This window comes from Synechococcus sp. GEYO (genome assembly GCF_900473955.1).
Taxonomy (GTDB): Bacteria; Cyanobacteriota; Cyanobacteriia; order PCC-6307; family Cyanobiaceae; genus Synechococcus_C.
This window is the reverse complement of the sequence record NZ_UCNL01000003.1, coordinates 62,596-80,295: the sequence shown is the minus strand read 5'-3', so window position 1 is coordinate 80,295 and position 17,700 is coordinate 62,596. Positions and strand designations below refer to the sequence as shown.

Genomic DNA, 17,700 nt, shown 5'->3' with positions numbered 1-17,700 from the left:
TCCATCAGAACTTTTCCCCATGGCATCCCCAGCTCCCCGTCGTCGCTCTTCCGCAGCCGCTGCTGCAGCTTCGACCACTTCAACGACGGCCAAGGCCTCAGGTCAGGCCTCCGCTGGGGCCGCAACCAGTTCTGCATCCAAAGCGGTTTCCTCGACGGCTGATTCGGCAGCCTCTAAAGCCACTGTGGATGTGACTCCGGTCGCGAGCAGTCGCTCTACAACCACCCGTCGCAGCACCACTGCAAGGTCTGGCTCCAGCCGTGCCTTGGCGGCACGGAGTAGCAGCAGCCGTCGCGCTTCATCGTCTTCAGGCTCATCAGGCTCAGGTCGCGCCTCCAAGTCCGTCTCAGCTGCTCCTGAACCGTCTGTGCAGGGAGTGGCCCTCGGCATGATTGAAACCCGCGGCATGGTGCCTGCCATCGAGGCTGCCGACGCGATGACGAAGGCTGCCGAAGTGCAGCTGATCAGCCGTGAATATGTCGGTGGCGGCTATGTCACGGTGATGGTGCGCGGTGAGACCGGTGCCGTGAACGCCGCAGTGCGAGCAGGCGCTGATGCCTGTGAGCGTGTCGGAGACGGCCTCGTGGCGGCCCACATCATTGCCCGTCCCCATCAGGAAGTGGAGCCTGCGCTTGTTCCGACCAATGTGCGAAGACGTAGTTGATCAATAACGTCTCTCTGCATCATTTCGGACTAGATTCCCCGGCCAACACGAACCACAACGGCCCTTCAGGTCTCGTTGCTTTTGACTCCAGCTCTTTCGCTGCCTCTTCAGACCGCCTGGTTGATTCCTCTCTATGGATTCGCCGGAATGCTGGTGTCCCTTCCTTGGGCCTTCGGATGGTTCCGTCGAGATGCCCATCGACCTCCGGCGTATCTCAACATCCTGCTGACCCTGCTGGCCGTGGTTCACGGGAGTCTTGTGCTCAGGGAAGTCATGGCAAACGGTCCTGCTTTGATCGGCATGCCCTGGCTGACTGTGGGTGATCTCAATCTTGAGATCAGCTTCAGCCTTTCGCTCACCAATGTTTCCGCTCTTGAGCTGATCACTGGCCTGAGCCTTCTCTCCCAGATCTATTCGCTGGGGTACCTCGACAAGGAATGGGCGCTAGCTCGCTTCTTTGCTCTGCTCGGTTTCTTCGAGGGAGCGATGTCGGGAGTTGTGCTGAGCGATTCTTTATTTCAGAGCTATTTCCTTCTGGAGATGCTCACCCTGTCCACCTATCTGCTGGTGGGCTTCTGGTATGCCCAGCCGTTGGTGGTCACTGCAGCCCGCGACGCGTTTCTAACCAAACGCGTCGGTGACGTGATGTTGTTGATGAGTGTGGTGGCCCTCACCGCCTGGTCAGGCGTTACGAGCTTCGATGATCTCTACAGCTGGTCGGCCCGGGACACCCTGACGCCATTGGCTGCAACTCTGCTCGGTCTTGGACTGGTGGCAGGACCAACCGGCAAGTGCGCCCAGTTCCCCATGCACCTCTGGCTTGATGAGGCCATGGAGGGTCCGAACCCTGCCTCGATTCTGCGCAATTCCGTTGTGGTGACCTGTGGTGCGATCGTGCTGCTCAAGGTCATGCCCCTGTTGCAGCACGCGCCGGTGACTCTTGTAGTGCTTCAGGTGATTGGCACGATCAGCGCCGTCGGCGGTTCCCTTGTTTCGATTGCCCAGGTTGATATCAAGCGCACGCTGTCGTACTCCACGACGGCCTATCTCGGTTTGGTGTTCATCGCGATTTCCTTGCAGGTGCCCGTGCTGGCATTGCTGCTGCTCTATGCCCACGCCGTTTCGAAGGCTCTCCTGTCGATGAGTGTCGGTGGGGTGATCGCTTCGACCAACTGTCAGGACATCACCGAGCTCGGCGGTTTGGCCAGCCGTATGCCCGCTACTACAGGCGCCTTTCTGGTTGGTGGAGCTGGGCTCGTTGGATTGCTTCCACTCGGTGGATTCCTCTGCCTTGCCCAAGCTGTGGAGTTGGTCGGAGCCAGAGCTGTGGTGTTCGTGCCGGTATTCCTGATCACCAATGCCCTCACAGCGTTGAACCTCACCCGGGTGTTCCGCCTGGTGTTCCTTGGTCCATCACTTGCTAAGACCCGTCGAGCCGCTGAGATCAACTGGCAGATGGCGTTGCCGATGGTGGCTCTCACCGTGATCGTGGTGCTGACGCCGTTCCTGCTGATCCGTCTGGAATCCCTCGATGGTCTGCTGGCCTTCCCCTTCTGGGCGGCTGCTCTGGTGGTGTCGAGTGGTGCTTCCGGGTTGATTGTCGGGGCTCTCGTTCCCCTAAACAAAGCCTGGTCACGCTCTCTCAATCCGATTCTTCGCTGGTTTCAGGATCTGCTCGCCTACGACTTCTACACCGAGCGTTTTTACCGAGTCACAATTGTCAATGTGGTGGCCACCTTCTCGCAGCTCGCCGGCTGGTTTGACCGCAATGTCGTCGATGGCGTGCTGCATGGTCTGGCACGCTTCTCCCTGTCGAGTGCCGAAGGCCTGAAGCTGAGCATCAGTGGTCAGACCCAGTCGTATGTGCTCACCGTGATCGGCGCCATCGTGCTGCTGCTCATGTCTCTGAGCTGGGTTCTGCAGTGAGGTCATCATGCTGACGATTCTTCTTCTGATCCCCTTCCTGGGCGCATTGTTGATCTGTGTTCTGCCGGATGCAGACAGTTCCGACAATTCTGAGAGTGTCGGTCGCAGTCGGACCTTCACCCTGGTCACCCTCGCGGTCCAGTGCCTGCTCAGTTTTGGTCTGCTGATCCCCTTTTCGGCTGTCGAGCCCGGCCAGCAGCTGGTGGAGATTCTTCCCTGGCTTCCGCAGATGGGCCTTGAATTCAGCCTCGGAGTTGATGGTCTGTCGCTCCCGCTTGTGCTGATGAATGGGGTGCTCTGCCTCGTGGCAGCAGCTGCCTCGCGCTCAGTTGAGAATCGCCCCCGCGTGTATTTCGCCCTTCTGCTGGTGATCAGTGGAGCTGTGAATGGAGCCTTTCTCGCTCAGAACCTTCTGCTCTTCTTCCTGTTCTATGAACTGGAACTGATTCCTCTCTGGCTGCTCATCGCCATCTGGGGTGGCGCCAACAGGGCCTATGCCTCCACCAAGTTCTTGATCGTCACCGCCGTGTCAGGCGTGCTGATTCTGGCGGCCTTCCTGGGGATCGCCTTAGTCACGGGAAGCGTTGATTTCGGAATTCGCCCGATCCTCACGACTCAGATGGGATTGACCAGCCAGCTGGTCCTGATGACCTGTCTTCTGATCGGCTTCGGGATCAAGATTCCCCTTTTCCCTTTCCACACCTGGCTTCCAGATGCGCACACCGAAGCGTCCACGCCAGTTTCAGTGCTGTTGGCCGGGGTCTTGCTCAAGCTGGGCACCTATGGCCTTCTGCGTTTCTGCCTCGGCCTTTTCCCGGAGGCCTGGTCCGTGGCGGCTCCATGGCTGGCTGGCTGGGCTGCCGTTTCAGTGCTGTATGGATCGCTGGCAGCCATCGCTCAGACCGATATGAAGCGGATGGTGGCCTACAGCTCCGTGGGCCATATGGGCTATGTGTTGCTCGCCGCCGCTGCGGCCACCCCCCTCGCGCTGATTGGTGCTCTGTTTCAGATGGTCAGTCACGGTTTGATCTCAGCGGTTCTTTTCCTTGCGGTGGGTGTCGTTTATGAACGCACCGGCACCCGTGATCTGAATGTGCTGAGGGGGCTGCTGAATCCTCAGCGTGGTCTGCCACTCACTGGCACTCTGATGATCATTGGTGTCATGGCCAGTGCAGGCATCCCCGGCATGGCCGGCTTCATTTCCGAGTTCCTGGTGTTCAAGGGCAGTTTCGAAATGTTCCCTGTGGCCACCCTTCTGTCCATGGTCGGTTCAGGTCTCACAGCTGTGTACTTCTTGCTGCTGGTGAACCGTGCCTTCTTCGGTCGTCTTGCGGTGGCTCCCGGCGCCAATCAGAATCCAAAGATTCTCAATCAGGTTCCTTTCGCTCAGCAGATTCCTGCTCTTTCGATGTCTTTGCTGATCCTTCTGCTTGGTGTCGTTCCCAATCTGCTCGTGGGCCTGAGCCAGCCAGCCACCGCCCAGCTCAGTGAACTCGCCACACTGGTCCAGCCTGGAGGGCTCTCATGACCACCACTGCCCGACCTCAAGCCACTGAACCCACGCTCCCCGATCAGGAGGAACTGATCAGGCGCCTGCTCTCGGATACACCTCTGCTTGCTGACACCCCTGATCATCTGCTGCAGGTGGTCAACGTGCTGGAGAGCTATGGCCTCGTCCTGGATGCCTATAGCTGCAACCTGGTTCATCAGGGGAAGACACAGCTTCTCAACCCGTTCCCGGTGTTCCGCTTCTTTCACGAAGGGTTGACTGCCAAGCGCCTCTGGGAGCACCTGATGGGCGACCGCATCAATTTCGAATATGCCGAGTACTGCCAGAAGGCGATGTTCTGGCATGGCACCGGTGGGATGGATGCCTATTTCGATTCAGAGCCGTTCCAGGATGTATGCCGCCGCGTGATTGCCCTGCGCTCCAAGCGGGATCCGCTTCTGCGTTTGGTGAACACCCTTTATCCGGGATTCGCGCCGGAGGCGATCCGGTCGATGACGACGATCTATGCGCTCGGCCTGTTCTGGCGGGTGATGAGTGACATCTTCATCGATCTGGCACGCCGTTATCGCATCGGGGAAGTGGCCTGTGTGCTTGATGTGGTTCACCACATCCGTGATGGTCTGGTGACGGCCGCAGGCAATCCCATCACCTACGAGGTCATGGTGGGCGGAGAGTCCGTCTGGGTGCTCCCCCCAGAAGCTGGTCTCACCTTCCTGGTGGATGTCGCAGTTCCCTATGTGGAGGCGGTGTTCTTTCGAGGGATGCCATTTCTGGGAACGGTGTCGTACAACGCTCAGGCCCGCCAGATCGCGGCAGACCAGAGCCTGTTCAAATACGGAGCTCTTTACGCCGATCCTTTGCCGAGTATGGGAGCTGGAATTCCTCCCAGCCTGTGCATGTCGGACATGTACCGGAACCTTCCCGAGGAGCTCAGCCGCTGGTACGACCATCATGGTCGTGCCCAGGCGGATCCCCATGTTCAGATCTGCATCAGCTTCCAGAAGTCGATGTTCTGTGTCACCAACGCAGCGATCGCCGGCACTATGCCCAATCCTCTCGATACCCAGGATCCTGAGCAGCAGGCAGCCAACCATGCCTATGCATCTGCTTGGTCAGAACGCCTGATGGGCTGCCAGCGGGTGGCTCTCCTTTAGGTTTCGGAGAGGCCTCGAGGTTGTTAATGGAAGCTTGGAACGAACGCAAGCGACCGGTCTGTCTGGAGAAGCGATTCGAGTTCGATAGCTACAGCTCAACCCGTGATTTTCTTGATCGGCTCGGTGAGTTCAGTGAACTGAACAAGCGCTATCCCGACATCAGCTTTGGGAAAACCTATGTGAACATCACTTTGCGCCCTGATGTGGACGCGGAGGATGCGAGCCTTACCGATTCAGATCACGCCTTCGCCGCGGCGATTGATGGACTCATCGATTGATCTTGAGGCCAGTTTTATTGCTTCGGGAGTCGGAGAGGTCCTCGAGCACTTAGACACCGAGCTGATCGGTCTGCGGCCGGTCAAAACCAGAATTCGTGAGATCGCCGCTTTGCTGTTGGTGGATCAGGCTCGTCAGTCCCTGGATCTGCTCAGCAAAGCGCCCAGCCTGCACATGTCGTTCACCGGTCAACCAGGAACCGGAAAAACAACTGTTGCGCAGAAGATGTCGCAGATTCTTCATCGCCTCGGTTACTTGCGCAAAGGCCATGTGATCACCGTCACCCGAGATGACCTTGTTGGTCAATATGTGGGGCACACGGCCCCGAAAACCAAAGAGATGATCAAACGCGCCCAGGGAGGCGTCCTGTTCATTGACGAGGCTTACTACCTCTACAAACCGGGAAATGAGAGAGATTATGGAGCTGAAGCGATTGAGATTCTTCTGCAGGAGATGGAGAGTCAGCGCAATGATCTTGTGGTGATCTTTGCCGGTTACAAAGATCGGATGACAGCCTTTTATCAATCCAATCCAGGACTTTCCTCAAGGGTTGCTCACCACATCGACTTTCCTGATTACAGCCAGTGTGAATTGATGGCGATTGCTCAACTGTTGCTGGAACAACAGCAGTATCAATTCAGCGAAGCAGCCGTTGAAGCTTTTGAGAGCTACATCAGCAGGCGGCGTCAATTGCCGTTCTTCGCTAATGCACGTTCAATCCGCAATGCCCTCGATCGTCTGCGACTGCGGCATGCCAACCGCTTGTTCTCTCGCCGCGGTCAACCTCTCAGTCGTGAAGCCTTGATCACGATCGAAGCTGCGGATGTGTTTGCCAGTCGTGTGTTCCAGGGGGAAGTGGAGGGAGCCGATCCTTCCATGCCACTGACCGACGGAGCCGTCTGAACACTGCTCACCTCGGGGTGGGCTGCTCAAGATCCCTTTTGATCAATGCCATCAGGTAGGAGGGTGCCTTGTAACGCCCTGGAAGGCAGCGGTTCAGCGTTTCCAGATGGCCCCAGCACACGGTTTTTTCGATGTCCTTGACTTCTCGACCTTCCTTGAGCAGCCGTCGTAACGCCTTGCAGTACAGGGGATAGCCCGCTTCCAGTTCGCCGATGGTCAGCTTGGCCTGGGCCATGAAGGTCGCTCGGTTCATCTCTTAACTTATGAAACCGCCGGATCGCTTCATCCAAGCCAGGCGATGCAGTCGATCTCCACCTTGGAGCCCTTGGGTAGTGCTGCGACCTGAACGCAGGCCCTGGCAGGGCTCACACCGCTTCCGAACATTTCGGCATAGATCGCATTAACCGCCTGAAAATCGGCGAGATCGACCAGATACACCGTGGTCCGCACGACCTTGGCGGCCTCAGTTCCTGCAGCGCTCAGAACGGCCTTCAGATTGCGCAGCACTTGCCTTGTTTCAGCTTCCACATCGCCGCCACCCACCATTGCTCCGGTGGCTGGGTCAAGAGGGATTTGGCCAGAGCAATAGAGCCATCCGCCAGCCTGCACGGCCTGGTTGTACGGCCCGACCGGAGCAGGTGCGTCAGGTGTGGTGACGGCTTGATGGGTGGTAGTTGACATCAAGAGGGATCACAATGGGTCTGCATTTTCGCGCTTCGTGTCGATGGAGTCCCCTCCAGTGGAGATCGACGGTCTCTGGCACAGCTATGACGCTTCCGGAGCGGAGTGGACTCTTCAGGACATCAATCTCAGCCTGCAGGGCGGTGAACTTGTGGGGTTGTTGGGCCCCTCCGGCTGCGGCAAGACCACCCTTCTGAGATTGATCGCCGGCTTTGAAAGACCAATCCGCGGCAGCATTCGCCTTCATGGCCGCGAGGTGGCCAGCCCTCAGCGCTCGCTGGCCGCCGAACGCCGTGGAGTGGGCATGGTGTTTCAGGACTATGCCCTGTTCCCTCACCTGAATGCCTGGGCCAACACCTGTTTTGGTCTTCGCGGCGGGCAGGACACAGGTCGGGCGTCCTGGCTGCTGGAGCTGCTGGGTCTGGAACGGTTGAAAGAGCGTTATCCCCATGAGCTTTCCGGCGGTCAGCGTCAACGTCTGGCTTTAGCGAGAGCTCTGGCCCCAGCGCCATCGGTGGTGCTGCTTGATGAACCCTTCTCCAACCTGGACGTGGAGGTTCGGCTGCGCTTGCGCAGTGAACTGCCTTCTGTTCTCAGTGCCTGCAACGCCAGCGGCGTGTTGGTCACCCATGACCCGGAGGAAGCCCTGGCCATTTGCAGTCGGGTGGCTGTGCTGCGCGACGGACGGCTGCATCAGTGCGCCAGCCCGAAGGAGCTGGTGGAATCACCGGCAACACCTTTCGTCGGCAGCTTTGTGCTTCAGCGCAATGTTCTGCCGGTTTGGAACGATGCTGCCGGCGGTTGTCTGCGCTGCCCTCTGGGTGATCTGGAGAGACCTGGCGATCTTCAGGCCGATGCCCTGCCAGAGGAGGCAACGGTTTTGGTCGCTCCCGAAGCCATCGCGCTGCTGGAGGATGCCAACGGTGAGGATCAGGTGGTGGGGCGCGAGTTCCTTGGCCACAGCTGGATGTACAGGGTGAAGAGCGGTGACCGGCAGCTGAGGCTGCTGAGACCGCTTTCCGAGGACTATGTACGCGGCCAGACCTGTCGTCTGCGTCTTCAGCCCGGTTCATCGGTTTTGCTGCACCCTCAGCGACGCGCCCTGCTGACCCGAGCCAGTTGATCTCTGTTCAGCCGCTCCAGCTGTCCTTGTGAAGCCTGAGTTCACGCAGCTCTTGCACTGAACATGCTCGCAAAAATAGGTTGGTGCGCCGCTCCTCACCCATGGTGCTGGGCAGGGACAGACTTCCACGGCTGCGCAGGTCTTGGACTGTGCTCAGGCGTGCGGCGATGGCCTGATCATCTGGTCTGAGGGCATGGGCCCAGCGCAGGTTGCCTTCGGTGTACTCGTGAGCGCAATGCACGATGGTGTCGTCTGGGAGATCTTGCAGGCGTTTGAGGGCCAGATGCATGTCTTCGGCTGATCCTTCGAACAGGCGTCCGCAGCCTGCCCCGAACAGGGTGTCGCCACAGAACAGCACTGGCGTCGGAAGCTCCGGTGAGCACCCCTTGGGTAGGACATAAGCCAGATGCGCCCGGGTATGGGCTCGCACGTCGATCACTGAAATGGGCTGTCCGAGCAGCTCGAGCTGCATGCCCGGCTCGACCGACACCGTCTGGAAAGGAATCCGCTCCTGATCGGCTGCTGCTGCGATCACCGCAGCTGAAGGCCATTGCCGCAACAGATCGGGTGTGCCGCCGATGTGGTCTGCATGGTGATGGGTCTGCAGGACGGCGGCGAGCTCCAGCTTGCGATCCACCAGCCATTGCCTCACTGGTTCGGCGACAGCGGGATCGACGACGACCGCCTCGCGTCCCCTTGCCCAGATCCAGACGACGTTGTCCTGCAGGACTGGCAGTGGCTTGATTCCGTCGCTCTGACAGGGGTGGCCCATCGTTAAAGTTTTGGGCGATGCAAGCTTCCATGATCACCGTTGCACTGGCCAAGGGCGCGCTGCTGCGGGAGTCCGTGGAACGTTTCAAGCTTGCCGGTCTTGATTTTTCGGCGGTGTTGGATCCCGATAACCGCCAGCTGATGGTGCCTTCGGTCTGTGGCCGGGCCCGAGCTCTGCTGGTTCGGAACGGTGATGTGCCGGTTTACGTGGCTTATGGGCAAGCCCAGCTCGGTGTGGTTGGTTACGACGTGCTGCGCGAGCACCAGATGCCTGTGGCGCACCTCGTCGATCTTGGCTTCGGCGGCTGTCGTATGTCCGTTGCCGTCAAGTCGAGCAGTGGTTACCAGAGACCCACCGACCTGCCGCCGCATTGCCGTGTGGCCAGCAAATTCACCCGTTGTGCCAGGCAGTATTTCGATTCCATTGATCTCCCGGTTGAGCTTGTGCACCTCACAGGATCCGTGGAGCTTGGTCCAATCACAGGAATCGCAGAAGCAATTGTCGACCTGGTCGCCACAGGACGAACCCTCAGAGATAACGGTTTGGTGGCGATTGAAGACCTCTTCCACACCACGGCCCGACTCGTGGGCCATCCGCTTTCGCTGCGCTTGGATCAGGGAGAGCTGCAACAGGTTATCGAGGCGATGGATGCTCCCAAGAGGGAGATGGTGAGCACGACCTGATGGCCGGTTCCGATCTTCAGCGCATCAGTCGGCTGGGGCGCTACCTCGGACGCGACCGTCGTCGTCTGCTGCTCACCCTGATCCTGCTGATTCCGGTGGCGCTTGCCGGCGCGATTCAGCCGCTGCTTGTCGGTCAGGCCATCTCGATTCTGCGCACCGTCTCCGGTGCCACCAACGAGGCGGTCGCTCCGATCCTGCAGCCTCTCGACAGCACCCTGGCCCTGCGGCTGATCATTGGTGCTCTGCTGATTTCTGTGCTGGTGCGTCTGGCTCTACAGGGGGTGCAGAGCTACAACATCCAATCCGTCGGGCAGCGACTCACAGCCCGAATTCGCCGTGATTTGTTCGCCCATGCGATGGATCTTTCCCTGCGGTTCCATGACCGCATGCCAGTGGGCAAGTTGCTCACGCGCCTCACCAGTGATGTTGATGCATTGGCTGAGGTGTTTGGCAGCGGGGCTGTTGGCATTCTTGGCGATCTGGTCACGCTCACCGTGATTGCGGTGACCATGTTGTTGATTGAATGGCGACTCGGGCTGCTCTTGCTCGTGTCTCAGGTTCCGGTGACCCTGGTTGTGCTCTGGTTGCAGGGGCGCTACCGCAAAGCCAACTATCGGGTGCGTGAGGAGCTGTCGCAGCTGAATGCAGATTTTCAGGAAAATCTGCAGGGTCTCGACGTAGTTCAGATGTTTCGCCGTGAAGCCTTCAACGGTGACCGTTTCCAACGCACCGGCCTGGCCTATCGCGAGGCGGTGAATGGAACGATTTTGTTTGACAGCAGCATCTCCGCATTCTTGGAGTGGGTTTCCCTCGGTGCCGTGGCGATTGTGCTGGCTCTGGGGGGCTGGATGGTCACCTCCGGGGCGATGGGGCTGGGGATCCTGACAACGTTCATCCTCTATTCACAGCGGCTGTTTGATCCACTGCGGCAGATGGCCGAGCGATTTACCCAGATTCAGGGTGGCTTGACCGCGGTTGAGCGCATTGGAGAACTGCTCGAGGAGCCACTGGAAATTCGAGATCACACCCTTGCGGGCCCTGGCAACACCAAGGAATCGCCTCTTGAAACCTTGCCTGCTCCACTGCAGGTGATGCCGTCGGCCCGCGGCGAAGTCGTGTTTGAAGGTGTTCATTTCGCCTATCGACCTGATGAGCCGATTCTTCAGGATCTGAGCTTCAGGCTTGCGCCCGGTGAGCATGTGGCGTTGGTGGGCCCCACCGGTTCTGGAAAGACCACGGTGATCCGCTTGCTCTGCAGGCTTTATGAGCCCCAGCAGGGCCGCATCCTTCTCGATGGACGCGATATCCGCAGCCTTCCTCTGGCGGATCTACGTCGCCAGCTGGGGGTGGTTCTCCAGGACACCTTTCTGTTCAGTGGCAGCGTCGGTGACAACCTCCGACTCGATAAGGAGATCGATGACAAGCAGCTCAAGGAGGTTTGCAGAGATCTCGGCCTCAGCTCACTGCTGGGCCGGCTTCCTCAGGGGCTGGACACGGAGCTGCGCGAGCGCGGGGGCAACCTCAGCTCTGGAGAACGTCAACTGCTTGCTGTGGCTCGCGTGGCGATTCGCAATCCCAATGTGCTTGTGATGGATGAGGCCACCGCCTTCATGGATCCTTCCACGGAAGCCACTCTGCAAAGAGATCTCGACCGCTTGCTGGAACGCCGAACCGCCGTGGTGATTGCTCACCGTCTGGCCACCGTTGAGGCCGCCGATCGGATCCTCGTTCTGCGTCGTGGCCGTTTGATCGAGCAGGGAACCCATTTGCAGTTGCGCGCTCAGGGCGGTCTCTATGCAGAACTCGCCGAACTTCAAGAACGAGGTCTTGCCAGGCTCTGAGCCTCAATCCAGCTGGACAGGATGTCGCTCAGAATCTCTGGCTTCTCTCGCATCGGCAGGTGGCCACAGCCAGCGATCTGGCGATAGTCATGCCCAGGGCTGTAAGCCGCCAGATGGCGCACATAGCCAGGTTCCATCACCTGATCGTTGTCGCCACTGATCCAGAGGCTGTCGACGGCTAGGTCAGACACCAATCCAGGTAGTTCTCGAACTGCGCCCCGGCTGGTGCTGTTCACCAGTAGTCCGCGGGCAGCCCGCCGCTCGGCCTTGAACGGTCCAAGGGTTCCAAGGGGTGCTGGTAGCTGAGCCAGGCCATCGGGACGCAGCTCCAGAATCAACTTCCCGAAGCCGCGCAGTCGACGAAAGGGCCGTGGCTGATAGATCCCTCCCCCTGCTGCCAGGAGAACAATGCCCAATAAACCGGTCTGTTTCTGTTGTCGCAGATGTGCTTCGGCATGCAGCACCACGCTGCCGCCGAGTGAGTGGCCCAACAGCACGAAGGGTCGTCCCTTCGCTCTGTGAATGGCGTCGTCCGCCAGCCAGCGGCCGTAGGCCGACAAGTTGGGAAGCAGTCCTGAGGGGCGCTCCGCATCCCCGAAGCCAGGCAGATCAGGGCACCAGAGCTCAATCTCTGGATGGCGTTCTTTCCAGCATGCGGCAAGAGGCGACCAGACCTGCTTGCTCAAAAGCCAGCCATGAACAGCTATCACCAGTTGACTTGCAGGCATCTGTGCAGAACTTGCCCATCCACCTTGCCGCCTTCCGCACCTTCCGTGCGCCAGGATCGTGACAATGCAGCATCGTCAGTGATCGACGACCCTTCCCTTACGCCAGAGATACTGCAAGTGATGTATGGCGATCAGGCGAAGCTGTGTGCGACCCCTGCCAGCCAGCTCACTCTGGTGTTCAGCCAGCACCGACCCTTCGATTTGGTGGAGTTGGAGCAGCTTCTGGAAGCTGTGGGCTGGAGCCGGCGACCTGTCAGACGGGTTCGCAAGGCTCTTGACAACAGCCTGATCCGGGTTGGTCTCTGGCGCCACGATGCCCGGATCCCACGTTTGGTGGGTTTTGCGCGCTGCACAGGCGACGGGGTGCTCGAAGCGACTATCTGGGATGTTGCTGTTCACCCCCTGTACCAGGGCTCCGGTCTCGGCAGTCAGCTGATGGATTACATCCTCGATGCTCTGCGCGCTCTTGGGACTGAACGCGCCACATTGTTCGCCGACCCAGGGGTCCTGCCTTTCTATAAACGTCTGGGCTGGGACCTTGAGCCCAATGGTCATCGCTGCGGTTTCTGGTACGCGAACTGAGTGCCGTAGTAATCCTCGGCTAGCCGCTCCGCAGACTCGCCCTGCTTCCAGCGCCGACGCAGCCGTGCATTACGCCAGCTGCGCCGTAGGACTCCATCGTCTTGCCAACGTCGGCCATCGGTGGTCAGTGGCAGGCCTATCCGCTTGAGATCAGCGATGCGGCTCAGGCGCTCCACCAGATCCAGATCCTCCATCAGAGGCAGCTCGGCAAAGCCGCCGCAACGGTGATAAAGCTCGCGATGCAGCAGTAGCCCTTGATCACCGTAGGGACGCTGCAGCCAGCGACTGCGCAAGGCCACAGCCTGCTCCAGCAGACGTCGCGACGCTGTGGAGGGAGCAATTCGAAAATCGAAATACCAGGCGTTAGCTGCTGCGGCAGAGGTTTGCAGTAGCGGGCTGACCCCCCTGAACCATTGAAGGGGAAGACGACTATCTGCATGCAAGAACAGCAACCAGTCGCCATGGGCCTGAGCCGCTGCGGCGCGCAGTTGACGGCCACGGCCAGCGGGATGAATTTTGATCAGATGAGCACCTGCCAAGCCTGCGATCTCTGGTGTGGCATCGCTGCTCCCCCCATCCGCTAGCAGAATCTCCAGTCCGCTCCCAACGCACTGCAAGTCCGCCAGCAGCAACGGCAGCCGTTCTGCCTCATTGAGGCAGGGGATGACCACGCTCAGAAGTTCTGGCCTGGTCATGCCAGCCATCCCTCAAGATCCTCGAGCTGGTCGATGTCATTGCGTGTGTCGAGCTGTGCCGGCTTCAGACCGCGCTGGCAGGCTCGCTGCCAAGTGAGGCCAAAGACCTGGTCGCTACCCCACGGGATCGAATGAAAGGGCCAGCGGGGTGCTCCTGGTGCCGTTGCCGACAGACCGAACAGCCAGTAGCCACCATCCCGTGATGGTCCGATCACGAGTGGTGACTGCCGAAGAAGCTCGATAGCCCTGATCAGATCTCTTGCAGCCAGGTCGGGAAGATCTGTGCCGATCAGGATCACCGGAGCCGCAGGGTCAGTGGAACGTGCCCGCAGCACCTCCCTGCGCATGCGGTTGCCAAGATCTCCTCGGCCTTGTGCGCTGATGCTGGCTTCAGGAATCGAGGCGAGCCAGCGACGGCAGGCTCTTGAGCCGGCACCGCTGATGGCGATGTGCAATCTCAGCGTTCCATCTCTGGCGAGACCTTGGGCCACAGCCAGGGTGTGAGCGATCAGCCGCGCCTGGATCCCTGCCGCCTGCGAAGACCCAAGTGTGCTTGCAAGGCGACGTTTGCAGCGCCCGCTGGCAGGCCAGCGGGTCATCACCACCAGGATGGGCTCGGTCATCGGATCAGCCCGCCAAGGATTACTGCTGCCGCGGGAGTTCCTCAGGTTTCACCATCAGCTCGAGGCTTTCGCCATCGCGCTCAACAATGATGGGCATGGCCTGGCCGACACGCCCCCGGTCGACTGCCAGCTGCACCTGGGAAGCATCCTGCACTTTGGTGCGGTTCACTTCACGGATCAGGTCGCAGGGGCGGATTCCGCCCTCTGCAGCAGGGCTGTTCTCCACCACTTCGATCACCACCACGCCGTTCAATTCAGGCACCGTGCACAGATTGCTGTTGGCCGTGGCATTGATCTCCTTGGCGAGCTGGGGTGTGAGGCTCTGGAGACGGACGCCAATGAATGGGTGAGACGCCTGGCCGGTACTGATGATCTGCTGCGCGATTCGCTTGGCCAGATTGATCGGGATGGCAAAACTCAAGCCGGCTCCGGGGGCCTTTTTGATGGCGGTGTTGATGCCGATCACCTGACCAGCGGCGTTGATCAGCGGCCCGCCGCTGTTGCCCGGATTAACGGCAGCATCGGTCTGGATATAGGGCACTCTCTGCCCCTCTCCTATGGCATTGGTGCGATCCACGGCGCTGATGATCCCAGCCGTCACCGTGTTGTTGAGGCCAAGGGGATTGCCGATGGCGATGGCCCATTCCCCGGGCTTGAGATTGTTGGAATTGCCGAGGGGAGCGACCGGCAGTTTGTCGGCAACCACCCGCACCACAGCGATGTCCGTGAGTGGGTCACTGCCAAGAACGCGACCGCTGAAGCTGCGACCGTCGGGCAGTGTGACCGAGACCTGGTCCGCGCCCTCCACAACGTGTGCGTTCGTGAAGATCAGCCCGTCAGAACGCGTGATGAATCCGGATCCCTGGCCCGCCTGTTGCTGGATCGGTGCTCTGCCGCCGAAGAGGTTGCCAAGCGGGTTCACGACACGTTTCACAGTATCGATCCGCACCACTGAGGGACCGACCCGATCCACCGCTTCAACAATGATGTTTTTCCCCGGTTGAAGGGGGGCTGAGCGGGGGCCATCGCTGACCTCCGGTAAGGGGTCTCTGGTAGGGGCCTGATCCAGTCCGATGCGTTGCTTCCAGGCGGTTCCGCAGCCGCAGAGACTGGAGCCGATGAGGCCGACGCCGATGAGCGTGAGTGCGCGCTTCAGTGGACGCTGGATGGCGGAGGCCATGAAGATCTGTGATGTCGTCAGCACCTCATTAAAGACGGACCGATCGGCCTGGAGTGCGTAGATTCAGCCACCGTGATTCGGAGGGTGTAGTGCTGACGGGCAGTGAGCTTTGGAGCAAGGTTCAGCAGGCCCTTCAGAGCAACCTCAGCAAGCCGACTTTCGAGACCTGGATCCGCCCTGCCCAGTGCAGTGGATTCAGGGAGGGGACTCTGACATTGCTGGCGCCCAACAGCTTTGCCAGTAACTGGTTGCGCAAGAACTACGCGAGCACCATCGCGGACGTGGCTGGTGAAATCATTGGTCAGCCTGTGACGGTGTCGGTTCTGGCGCGTGATGCCGAGGACCTCCAGGCAGGTTCGGCAGCTGAAGCTGTCACGGCTGCAGCTTCAGCTGCAGCGGTGCCGGCTCCTGTAGCGCCGCCAACCCCAGTGAAGAAGGCGCCCCGACGTCTGCCGGGGCTGAACATGCGGTACGTGTTCAACCGATTTGTCGTGGGGCCTAACAGCCGCATGGCCCATGCCGCTGCCCTCGCTGTCGCTGAGGCCCCGGGGCGCGAATTCAATCCGCTGTTCATCTGTGGAGGGGTCGGCCTCGGTAAGACCCATCTCATGCAGGCCATCGGCCATTACCGCCTCGAGATCGACCCTGAGGCCAAGGTGTTCTATGTCTCCACTGAGACCTTCACCAACGACCTGATCGTGGCGATCCGCAAAGACGGCATGCAGGCCTTTCGCGATCGTTACCGGGCCGCTGACCTCATCCTTATTGATGACATTCAGTTCATCGAGGGAAAGGAATACACGCAGGAAGAGTTCTTCCATACCTTCAACGCGCTGCATGAGGCAGGTCGACAGATTGTGATTGCGAGCGATCGTCCCCCTAGCCAGATCCCGCGACTGCAGGAACGTCTGATCTCGCGTTTCTCCATGGGTTTGATCGCTGATATTCAGGCTCCGGACCTGGAGACGCGCATGGCGATTCTTCAGAAAAAGGCCGAACAGGAACGTGTTGCCTTGCCAAGAGATCTGATTCAATACATCTCTGGTCGTTTCACCTCCAACATCCGTGAGCTGGAGGGAGCGCTCACGAGGGCCGTCGCCTTTTCCTCGATTACCGGGATGCCGATGACCGTTGAATCGGTCGCTCCCATGCTGGATCCCAGCGGCCAGGGTGTTGACGTCACACCACAACAGGTGATCGACAAGGTGTCAGAGGTCTTCGGGGTGACTGCAGATGACATGCGCAGCAGCAGTCGTCGCCGGGCCGTCAGCCAGGCCCGGCAGGTGGGCATGTTCCTGATGCGTCAGGGCACCGGCCTCAGCCTGCCGCGCATCGGTGAAACCTTCGGCGGTAAGGATCACACCACGGTGATATACGCCATTGAGCAGGTGGAAAAAAAGCTCGGCACTGATCCACAGCTGGCCAGTCAGGTGCAGAGGGTGCGTGATCTGCTTCAGATCGATTCACGCCGCAAGCGTTGACTGTGGCTTGAGGAAACGGCTGCATGCGAGAACATGTCGACCGCATCGGCTGAAATCATTCCTGCCTGAACGACGATCGTGGATCCTGACGCTTCCTCCCTTAGTCACCACTGATGGGAGCCGCACGTCGACCGTTTGTTCGTCATTGCTGATTGGTTCAGTTTCCACCGGTCCAGCCGGCCAGATGAGCTGCAGCTCGGGACTGAGCCAGTCGCCGGGATGCTGGCAGAGCAGGGTCCAGCTGGGAGGAACTGAACGGCGGCAGAGGGCGGGTTCGCAGCCATGCCCCCCAGCGGAACTCGTGATACGGGATTAAGCGCTGTGGTTTGATCAGGCCTTCCTTCTTGAGTTTCCAGACGAGGCTGCGGTAGGGGTCGTCTTCAAGGCCCAGCAGTGAATGGGGCAGCTTCGAGGGTTCCCAGGGACCGTTGCCGCGTCCGTCATGGAGATAGAGCCAGCCCCGATCCTGCAGGGCCAGTAGGGCTGCATCGCGGCTGTCGCTCTCAATCTCAGCGATCACGTAGCCATAAGTGGTGACGTTTGGATCCATCTCCAGAAGTGCCCTCAGGCGATGGTGTCGATCCACCATCCAGAGCTGCCCAAGGCGGTTGCGCACAAGGGGCACGGGCTTGCCGCGTAGATACTCGAGACGTTCTGTCTTGCTTTCCTGGCTGAAGTCCTTCTGACGGCTGCGAACTTCCGCCAGCCCAACGCACATTTGCGTGGGCTGGAGATCACTCACCCTGACTTCGATCAGGCTGTGGTCATCGTCATGATCAGGAATCCGGTCGTAGCGAGGCAGATGCACACCGGACTCCAAGTCTCGATTGACTCAACCCTATGCGGATCTCAGTGATTGTTTGGTTTGTTGATCTGAA

General features: G+C 59.7%; 19 protein-coding genes. 11 read left to right on the top strand and 8 right to left on the bottom strand.

Features of this window, described 5'->3' with window-relative positions; translation table 11 throughout:
• The first annotated feature begins 19 nt into the window (after positions 1 to 19).
• From DXY37_RS13710 to cbbX, 6 genes are all read left to right on the top strand, one after another.
• A complete protein-coding gene (locus DXY37_RS13710; protein ID WP_115125011.1) occupies positions 20 to 664 on the top strand; it encodes a BMC domain-containing protein in 645 nt (214 codons plus the stop codon).
• A gap of 81 nt (positions 665 to 745) precedes the next feature.
• A complete protein-coding gene (locus DXY37_RS01325) occupies positions 746 to 2,590 on the top strand; it encodes an NAD(P)H-quinone oxidoreductase subunit F (RefSeq protein ID WP_115125164.1) in 1,845 nt (614 codons plus the stop codon).
• 4 nt (positions 2,591 to 2,594) lie between these two features.
• Positions 2,595 to 4,118, top strand: coding sequence for an NADH-quinone oxidoreductase subunit M (locus tag DXY37_RS01320; RefSeq protein WP_115125010.1), 1,524 nt, complete (start codon positions 2,595 to 2,597; stop codon positions 4,116 to 4,118).
• Entirely contained in the window at positions 4,115 to 5,254 is a 1,140-nt protein-coding gene (locus DXY37_RS01315) for a CO2 hydration protein (protein WP_115125009.1), read from the top strand. The genes DXY37_RS01320 and DXY37_RS01315 overlap by 4 nt, the downstream gene beginning before the upstream one ends.
• A gap of 26 nt (positions 5,255 to 5,280) precedes the next feature.
• The gene (locus DXY37_RS01310) at positions 5,281 to 5,532 is read left to right on the top strand and encodes a 4a-hydroxytetrahydrobiopterin dehydratase (RefSeq protein ID WP_115125008.1); all 252 of its coding nucleotides are present in this window, start codon (positions 5,281 to 5,283) and stop codon (positions 5,530 to 5,532) included.
• Complete coding sequence (cbbX, locus tag DXY37_RS01305; protein ID WP_115125007.1) at positions 5,516 to 6,433, top strand: CbbX protein; 918 nt, start codon at positions 5,516 to 5,518, stop codon at positions 6,431 to 6,433. Before DXY37_RS01310 ends, cbbX begins: the two co-directional genes overlap by 17 nt.
• A gap of 7 nt (positions 6,434 to 6,440) precedes the next feature.
• Here cbbX and DXY37_RS01300 read toward each other — a convergent pair whose 3' ends face one another.
• Together DXY37_RS01300 and DXY37_RS01295 are read right to left on the bottom strand one after the other, a co-directional pair.
• A complete protein-coding gene (locus DXY37_RS01300) occupies positions 6,441 to 6,668 on the bottom strand; it encodes a DUF3136 domain-containing protein (protein WP_067092943.1) in 228 nt (75 codons plus the stop codon).
• A gap of 47 nt (positions 6,669 to 6,715) precedes the next feature.
• Positions 6,716 to 7,114 (bottom strand): RidA family protein, encoded by a 399-nt coding sequence (locus DXY37_RS01295; protein WP_115125006.1) that lies wholly within the window; start codon positions 7,112 to 7,114, stop codon positions 6,716 to 6,718.
• A 43-nt stretch (positions 7,115 to 7,157) separates the two neighbouring features.
• On the opposite strand from DXY37_RS01295, the gene DXY37_RS01290 reads away from it, so the two are divergent.
• On the top strand, positions 7,158 to 8,237 hold the full coding sequence (locus DXY37_RS01290) for an ABC transporter ATP-binding protein (RefSeq protein ID WP_115125163.1): 1,080 nt from the start codon (positions 7,158 to 7,160) through the stop codon (positions 8,235 to 8,237).
• A 7-nt stretch (positions 8,238 to 8,244) separates the two neighbouring features.
• Here DXY37_RS01290 and gloB read toward each other — a convergent pair whose 3' ends face one another.
• Complete coding sequence (gene gloB / locus DXY37_RS01285) at positions 8,245 to 9,009, bottom strand: hydroxyacylglutathione hydrolase (protein ID WP_115125005.1); 765 nt, start codon at positions 9,007 to 9,009, stop codon at positions 8,245 to 8,247.
• A gap of 29 nt (positions 9,010 to 9,038) precedes the next feature.
• On the opposite strand from gloB, the gene hisG reads away from it, so the two are divergent.
• Positions 9,039 to 9,692, top strand: a complete 654-nt coding sequence (gene hisG / locus DXY37_RS01280; RefSeq protein ID WP_115125162.1) for an ATP phosphoribosyltransferase — start codon at positions 9,039 to 9,041, stop codon at positions 9,690 to 9,692.
• On the top strand, positions 9,692 to 11,533 hold the full coding sequence (locus DXY37_RS01275; protein ID WP_115125004.1) for an ABC transporter ATP-binding protein: 1,842 nt from the start codon (positions 9,692 to 9,694) through the stop codon (positions 11,531 to 11,533). The genes hisG and DXY37_RS01275 overlap by 1 nt, the downstream gene beginning before the upstream one ends.
• On the opposite strand, the gene DXY37_RS01270 is transcribed toward DXY37_RS01275, so the two are convergent.
• Positions 11,506 to 12,261 (bottom strand): alpha/beta fold hydrolase, encoded by a 756-nt coding sequence (locus DXY37_RS01270; RefSeq protein ID WP_115125003.1) that lies wholly within the window; start codon positions 12,259 to 12,261, stop codon positions 11,506 to 11,508. The genes DXY37_RS01275 and DXY37_RS01270 overlap by 28 nt on opposite strands.
• Before the next feature lie 120 nt (positions 12,262 to 12,381).
• Between DXY37_RS01270 and DXY37_RS01265 the strand changes: the two genes are divergently transcribed.
• Positions 12,382 to 12,843: a GNAT family N-acetyltransferase gene (locus tag DXY37_RS01265; RefSeq protein WP_074159282.1), complete on the top strand. Its 462-nt coding sequence runs from the start codon at positions 12,382 to 12,384 to the stop codon at positions 12,841 to 12,843.
• On the opposite strand, the gene DXY37_RS01260 is transcribed toward DXY37_RS01265, so the two are convergent.
• From DXY37_RS01260 to DXY37_RS01250, 3 genes are read right to left on the bottom strand one after another with little or no spacing between them, the layout of a single operon-like run.
• Complete coding sequence (locus DXY37_RS01260) at positions 12,813 to 13,538, bottom strand: TIGR04283 family arsenosugar biosynthesis glycosyltransferase (protein WP_371637748.1); 726 nt, start codon at positions 13,536 to 13,538, stop codon at positions 12,813 to 12,815. The two genes, DXY37_RS01265 and DXY37_RS01260, sit on opposite strands and share 31 nt — an antisense overlap.
• Entirely contained in the window at positions 13,535 to 14,161 is a 627-nt protein-coding gene (locus DXY37_RS01255) for a TIGR04282 family arsenosugar biosynthesis glycosyltransferase (RefSeq protein WP_115125001.1), read from the bottom strand. Before DXY37_RS01255 ends, DXY37_RS01260 begins: the two co-directional genes overlap by 4 nt.
• Before the next feature lie 19 nt (positions 14,162 to 14,180).
• The gene (locus DXY37_RS01250; protein ID WP_115125161.1) at positions 14,181 to 15,341 is read right to left on the bottom strand and encodes a trypsin-like peptidase domain-containing protein; all 1,161 of its coding nucleotides are present in this window, start codon (positions 15,339 to 15,341) and stop codon (positions 14,181 to 14,183) included.
• Between the two features lie 53 nt (positions 15,342 to 15,394).
• Here DXY37_RS01250 and dnaA point away from each other — a divergent pair, with 53 nt between their 5' ends.
• A complete protein-coding gene (gene dnaA, locus DXY37_RS01245) occupies positions 15,395 to 16,822 on the top strand; it encodes a chromosomal replication initiator protein DnaA (protein WP_244276766.1) in 1,428 nt (475 codons plus the stop codon).
• Between the two features lie 157 nt (positions 16,823 to 16,979).
• On the opposite strand, the gene DXY37_RS01240 is transcribed toward dnaA, so the two are convergent.
• Complete coding sequence (locus tag DXY37_RS01240) at positions 16,980 to 17,642, bottom strand: ParB-like protein (protein WP_115124999.1); 663 nt, start codon at positions 17,640 to 17,642, stop codon at positions 16,980 to 16,982.
• Between the last annotated feature and the right edge of the window lie 58 nt (positions 17,643 to 17,700).

Bases quoted from the DNA above. Each gene is read 5' to 3' on its own strand.
- DXY37_RS13710 (WP_115125011.1), top strand. From the start codon at position 20: ATGGCATCCCCAGCTCCCCGTCGTCGCTCTTCCGCAGCCGCTGCTGCA.
- DXY37_RS01315 (WP_115125009.1), top strand. From the start codon at position 4,115: ATGACCACCACTGCCCGACCTCAAGCCACTGAACCCACGCTCCCCGAT.
- DXY37_RS01310 (WP_115125008.1), top strand. From the start codon at position 5,281: ATGGAAGCTTGGAACGAACGCAAGCGACCGGTCTGTCTGGAGAAGCGA.
- cbbX (WP_115125007.1), top strand. From the start codon at position 5,516: ATGGACTCATCGATTGATCTTGAGGCCAGTTTTATTGCTTCGGGAGTC.
- DXY37_RS01300 (WP_067092943.1), bottom strand. From the start codon at position 6,668: ATGGCCCAGGCCAAGCTGACCATCGGCGAACTGGAAGCGGGCTATCCC.
- DXY37_RS01295 (WP_115125006.1), bottom strand. From the start codon at position 7,114: ATGTCAACTACCACCCATCAAGCCGTCACCACACCTGACGCACCTGCT.
- DXY37_RS01290 (WP_115125163.1), top strand. From the start codon at position 7,158: ATGGAGTCCCCTCCAGTGGAGATCGACGGTCTCTGGCACAGCTATGAC.
- gloB (WP_115125005.1), bottom strand. From the start codon at position 9,009: ATGGGCCACCCCTGTCAGAGCGACGGAATCAAGCCACTGCCAGTCCTG.
- hisG (WP_115125162.1), top strand. From the start codon at position 9,039: ATGATCACCGTTGCACTGGCCAAGGGCGCGCTGCTGCGGGAGTCCGTG.
- DXY37_RS01275 (WP_115125004.1), top strand. From the start codon at position 9,692: ATGGCCGGTTCCGATCTTCAGCGCATCAGTCGGCTGGGGCGCTACCTC.
- DXY37_RS01270 (WP_115125003.1), bottom strand. From the start codon at position 12,261: ATGCCTGCAAGTCAACTGGTGATAGCTGTTCATGGCTGGCTTTTGAGC.
- DXY37_RS01265 (WP_074159282.1), top strand. From the start codon at position 12,382: ATGTATGGCGATCAGGCGAAGCTGTGTGCGACCCCTGCCAGCCAGCTC.
- DXY37_RS01260 (WP_371637748.1), bottom strand. From the start codon at position 13,538: ATGACCAGGCCAGAACTTCTGAGCGTGGTCATCCCCTGCCTCAATGAG.
- DXY37_RS01255 (WP_115125001.1), bottom strand. From the start codon at position 14,161: ATGACCGAGCCCATCCTGGTGGTGATGACCCGCTGGCCTGCCAGCGGG.
- DXY37_RS01250 (WP_115125161.1), bottom strand. From the start codon at position 15,341: ATGGCCTCCGCCATCCAGCGTCCACTGAAGCGCGCACTCACGCTCATC.